Genomic DNA, 1,649 nt, shown 5'->3' with positions numbered 1-1,649 from the left:
GCAGTAGCTCAGTGGTAGAGCTATCGGCTGTTAACCGATCGGTCGTAGGTTCGAGTCCTACCTGCGGAGTCTTTTTTATTTTCTAGACTAAACAAGGTTCACACCAAAAAGCAGATATCCATTTGGATATCTGCTTTTTCGTTTCCTAACGCTCAATATACTAAATCCAACTATTTCCCTGTTCAACATAACCAATTAATCGATTGAGTTTTGAGGGATCTATCCACCGAATATGGCTTGCAGGATTAGTGCTTTATACATAAATGTAAAAAGACCAATTAGGATTCCGGATATGGCCAGTCCACGCCTGTATGAATTAAAAAGACCTACTATACCGAATAAAATCGCCATAATCCACACCGGGAGAAGGATCCAGCCAAGGATGGGGATCAGGCTCAAAACAAATCCAATGATCGCAAGAGAAATGGACAATTTGGCCGCTTTATTTGATTGTTTTTCTATAACAATATAATGGCGTTCACCAGACAAAAAAATCACTCCTTATGGTATATGGTACAACTATATCCATTTTGGAGTTTTTTAATCTTGTAGTGTTTATTTTACTGGTTTTTGTGGTAATGTAATTCGCTCTATCTAAGTGCCAGTCATGAGCAACCCGAAGATCATCATCATGTAAATCATTCAAACTATTAAAAATGAAATTAAAGCCTAATTAAAAGTATTTCAATGACCATGGTTAAAGTCAGTTTCACGGTCTCAGTCATGGATTTGACTCCGGTCTAAAATGGCATCATATACGGGATAATAGCTGGAGTTGCCTGGCTCACTGTGAATTTGAAGATGAAAGGAAAGGGCGAGGCAATGCTATTACCCCCAGAATTTTCCCTCGGTTTACGCTACATGTCATATTTTTTAAAAAATAAAATATAGAATCATTTTCTGGGGAATAATGTCTTTTTTTCTGAAAATACTTAACTGGATTTCGACAATTACCTTCAGATATCCATATATCCTAACGGTCATATTTTGTTCCTAAATCAAAAATACTTTTGAGTAACCTCTGGAGCATCTTGGTTATAAACTAGTTTCCAAGCGTCAAGGAGCATGAAATTAAGCTATTAAACTAATACATGGGTTGGAATAGTGGGGCATCCTGCAGGAGTTTCTTCTATAAAGGAAATCTATTATCTTGCTAACGGTTCAACAGAAGAAGCGCACAAGGATATTGCTGCAGCTCCCATTCCCAGCTTTTGAAGTATAAGTATAACCCGTGGTAAGACATTATTGATTATTCGAGTGATCATTGTCATACTAGGGACAAGTCATAAAAAAACGGCTTCAATGGAAGCTGTTCTAAGCTTGAAATATAAGAGGAAATAAATCGTTTTTGATTTTTTTTGAAAAAGTATTGACCAATCTATTAATCTCCTGTAATATAGGAAAAGTCGTCAGCGAGGCGATGAAAGAAAAACAAAAAAGTTGTTGACTTCGAGTTGATAACTTGGTATGATAATAAAGTCGCTTTTGAGCGATGATGAAATTGTTCTTTGAAAACTAAACAAACAAAAACGTCAACAAACAATAATATTCGTTTCTTTTGAAACGAGCCATCGTTTTATTTTATGAGCTAATCAACTTTCTTGGAGAGTTTGATCCTGGCTCAGGACGAACGCTGGCGGCGTGCCTAA

General features: G+C 36.6%; 1 protein-coding gene. It reads right to left on the bottom strand.

All coding sequences use genetic code 11. The annotated features are described in order from the left end of the window. Nucleotides 1–219 precede the first annotated feature (219 nt). Nucleotides 220–489 carry a hypothetical protein gene (locus tag AC59HZ_RS31245; RefSeq protein WP_496549597.1) on the bottom strand — a complete coding sequence of 90 codons (270 nt, stop codon included), beginning with the start codon at nucleotides 487–489 and terminating at the stop codon, nucleotides 220–222. Nucleotides 490–1,649: the final 1,160 nt, after the last annotated feature.

This window comes from Neobacillus sp. DZ-9 (genome assembly GCF_059587065.1).
The sequence above is the reverse complement of the archived record's forward strand: the minus strand, read 5'-3'. Positions and strand labels throughout refer to the sequence as shown.